This window comes from Sphingomonas sp. Leaf33, assembly GCF_001421785.1.
Classification (GTDB): domain Bacteria; phylum Pseudomonadota; class Alphaproteobacteria; order Sphingomonadales; family Sphingomonadaceae; genus Sphingomonas.
The window spans coordinates 273,099-276,447 of record NZ_LMLB01000017.1 but is presented as its reverse complement, the minus strand read 5'-3'; the positions used below and the strand labels follow the sequence as shown (position 1 = coordinate 276,447).

Annotated in this window: 5 protein-coding genes and 1 tRNA gene; 2 read left to right on the top strand and 4 right to left on the bottom strand. The window is 68.5% G+C overall.

Features of this window, described 5'->3' with window-relative positions:
- The 3 genes from ASE86_RS16580 to ASE86_RS14485 all read right to left on the bottom strand — a co-directional run.
- Nucleotides 1–391 (bottom strand): glycosyltransferase (locus ASE86_RS16580; protein WP_414881293.1); only part of this gene is annotated, 391 nt, incomplete at its 3' end.
- Between the two features lie 7 nt (nt 392–398).
- Nucleotides 399–1,331, bottom strand: a complete 933-nt coding sequence (locus ASE86_RS14490; RefSeq protein WP_056428458.1) for a hypothetical protein — start codon at nt 1,329–1,331, stop codon at nt 399–401.
- Nucleotides 1,332–1,337: 6 nt separating this feature from the next.
- On the bottom strand, nt 1,338–2,096 hold the full coding sequence (locus ASE86_RS14485; RefSeq protein WP_056428455.1) for a DUF2334 domain-containing protein: 759 nt from the start codon (nt 2,094–2,096) through the stop codon (nt 1,338–1,340).
- A gap of 242 nt (nt 2,097–2,338) precedes the next feature.
- Between ASE86_RS14485 and ASE86_RS14480 the strand changes: the two genes are divergently transcribed.
- A tRNA-Gly gene (locus tag ASE86_RS14480) sits at nt 2,339–2,412 on the top strand.
- Between the two features lie 16 nt (nt 2,413–2,428).
- Here ASE86_RS14480 and ASE86_RS14475 read toward each other — a convergent pair.
- Nucleotides 2,429–2,746, bottom strand: a complete 318-nt coding sequence (locus ASE86_RS14475; protein WP_056428452.1) for a 2Fe-2S iron-sulfur cluster-binding protein — start codon at nt 2,744–2,746, stop codon at nt 2,429–2,431.
- Between the two features lie 74 nt (nt 2,747–2,820).
- On the opposite strand from ASE86_RS14475, the gene ASE86_RS14470 reads away from it, so the two are divergent.
- A partial coding sequence (locus ASE86_RS14470; protein ID WP_235524128.1) for a DNA-3-methyladenine glycosylase family protein occupies nt 2,821–3,349 on the top strand: 529 nt, incomplete at its 3' end.

The window sequence follows — 3,349 nt, the reverse complement described above, 5'->3', positions numbered from 1 at the left end:
CCCCGCCGAACCAGCGATAGGCATAGGCCGACAGCGGATCGGCATGCATCACCAGCGCACGCAGCGCCTGCCCCTGCCACCGCGCGACCATCGATGCGGAAGACCACGGCGACGATGCCTCGACCACGTCGGGCGCCAGCCGGTCGAGCGCACGGTGCAACGCCGGCTCGTCCGCAAAATAGCGATAGCGCCGGTCGAGCGGAAAGCGCGGCGCGGCGATGGTCACGATGCGCCCGGCCGCCGTCGATGCGATCGTCGCGTCGCGCTCGCCCGGCGCCAGGATGATGACTTCCTCGCGTCCCGGCCGTGCCGCCGCCAGCTTCTGTTCGACATAGGTGCGCACCCCGCCGCCGGCGGGCGTGTAGAAGGCGCAGATGTCGACGATCCGGATCATGGCGTCAGTCGACCACCGTACGGACGACGTCGCTGGCCCCCAGCACCGCGCCGACGACCAGATGCGTCGCCAGCGACAGCGCGGCGAGCAGGGCGATGGCGTCGACGATGGGGCCGTGCGCGCCGATCATCGCGGTGACGACGCCGGCAAAGACGACGTCCTTGTTCGGCATCAGCGGCAGGCGTGACAGGATCTGGCGCAACGTGCCGAGCAGCAGCCACCAGCTGAGCGCCACCGCCGGCACGATCTCATGCCACAGATAGGCCGACAGGCCGATCGCGACGATGATGCGGACGGTATGGATGCCCGCGACGAACGCCAGGTCGCGCCGCGGCAGGCTGAACAATCGGCCGCGGAAGGCGAAGATCACCAGCGACGACACCAGGATGACGACGACGGAGATGACGAAATGGCTGGCCTGCATCCCCACGTGCAGCCGGGCGAACAGCGGCGCGGCGACGATGACCAGCAGCAGGGTGAAGACGTTGCCGGCGATCGCGCTCAGGATCGACACGTCCTTGATCGCGCCGAACGGCGCCGTCGTGATCCGCGCGTGCCGCCGGGCCCAGCTGTAGAAATACATCTCGCCCAGGTAGCCGAGCAGCAGTTCGTTGCAGACCAGCTTGCGGAACAGCGGGACGATGCCGCCAGGCGGCAGCGTCCACAGCTTGCGAAAGATGATCCATTCCGAAATCGGGCTGATCGCGTAACAGATCGCAAAGGCCAGCCAGAACCCCGCGTTGGTCGGCAGCATCCGCCACAGCGTCGCCACGTCGAGCGCGCGCAACTGATAGAGCGCGGCCGCCAGCACGGCGAGCGACAGGATGGGCCCGATCGCGGCGACCCATCCGCTCCACCGCGTCTTGAGCGGCGGCGCCGGATCGACGACGGGCGACGTCCCGGCGGCAGGCAGCGGAGCGGCAAGGTCGGTCGTCATGGGTCCTCAGGCCGCCAGCAGGTCGGCGTAGCGCGCCGGCGCATGGGTCCGGCGCATCCCCCCGACCGCCCGGTCGATACTGTCCAGCAGGGCCGGCACGGTCGTATCGCCGGGATGGACGCCGATGCGCGCGGTGGGCAACGCGCGCAGGACCGGCGGCAGCACCCGTGCCGCGGCCAGCGACGACAGGATGCGCGCCCGGCTGCGGCTTGCCCAGGTTAGCACGGGGTCGCACGCCAGCACCCGTCCGGTCGCCGGGTTCCAGACCCGGCGGTGATTCTCCGCGATCTCGAAACCGGCGTCGGCCAGCGCGGCGGTCGCGCCCGCGCCGTACAGCCACGCCGGCGCGATGAACCCGGTCGCCGGACGGCCGGTGATATCCTCGATCAGATGCCGGCCATCGCGCATCCGGCGCAGCGCCTCGCCGTGCGACAGGCCCAGGAACTCGCCCTCGCCCGCGGTCATGTGGCGCGCCTTCAGGCGGGCGGCGCGACCGGAATGGACGCTGTCGTCGCGGTGAAACCAGCCGTGGACGAACACTTCGGCGCCGGCATCCGTCCAGCCGCGCAGCTTGGTCGCGAACGCGGTACCGCGGGTCAGCGGCGCCTCCCCCCAGTGGTCGGGTACGACCAGCAGGGCGATGCGATCGACCGGCGCATGGCGGGCGAGCAGCGCGCGCAGCTGTTCGACCTGACGTTCGAATTTCGGTCCCACGTCGTGGATCGAAAGGAACAATCGACGGTCAGATCTGGTATCGGACGACATCTTCGCTCTGCCTCACCGGACACCCGGCGAGAGGGGGTTCATGACCATGTCCGACTTCCTGCCTGACTCGTCTGCAAGACGTCGTCGAGCGGGCATATCCACAGCAACTTTGTCAAAAACATGGTCTGCCGCGGCATTTGCCGCCGTAGCGCTGCGGTGCCGCACCTTCGGTGTCGCAACACCGCCGGCATTTGCCGCATTGACCATCGCCCCGCGGATATGCGAAGCGCCGCAGCAGTCGGGCGGGTGTAGCTCAATGGTAGAGCAGAAGCCTTCCAAGCTTACGACGGGGGTTCGATTCCCCTCACCCGCTCCAGACTCCTGCCTCTCCGTCAGTCCTCCGCCGCAATGCGGACGCGCAGGCCGTCCAGCGCTTGCGTGAACGGCAGCTGGCACGACAGCCGCGACGTCGCATCGCGCTCGCCGGCCGACCCCAGCAGGTCGTCCTCGTCCTCGCTCATCGGCGGCAGCTTGTCGGCGAAATCGGGATCGACATGGACATGGCAGGTCGCGCAGCTGCAGCAGCCGCCGCACAGCGCCAGCAGTTCGTCGAAGCCGTTGTCGCGGATGACTTCCATCACCGACAGGCCGGCCTGTCCCTCGACCGCGCGTTCTTCCCCATCGCGGGTGGTGACGATAAGTGTCGGCATCGAAAAACTTCCTCTGGACGTTGTCGCGCCGCCATGCCGCGCTCCTGCGGCCATTTCAAGGATCGCCATTTCCCATGGGCTTGAGTTCGGACCAATTGAAGACGGAGCTCGACGCCCTTGCGCGGGTCGAGCCGGGGTTTGCCGCAGCGATCGCGCGGGTCGGCTACCCCAGCCCGCGCATCAGCGACCGCGGCTATGCGACGCTGCTACGCACGATCATCGGCCAGCAGGTATCGGTCGCTTCCGCACAATCGGTCTGGAACAAGCTGGCGGCGGCGCTCGGCGATCTCACCGATCCGACCACGATCGCGGGGGTTCCCGACGAAACCTTCCGCAGCGTCGGCTTCTCGCGCCAGAAGACGGGCTATGCCAAGAGCCTGGCCGAAGAGGTCGTCAGCGGACGGCTGGATCTCGGCAACTTGCCGGCGGATGACGAGGACGCGATCGCGCAGCTCGTTCGGGTAAAGGGTATCGGTCGCTGGTCGGCGGAAATCTATCTGCTGTTCGCGGAAGGACGGCCGGACATCTGGCCGGCGGGCGACCTGGCGGTGCAGATCGAGGTCGGGCGAATCCTGGGCCTCGACGCACGTCCGTCCGAGGCGC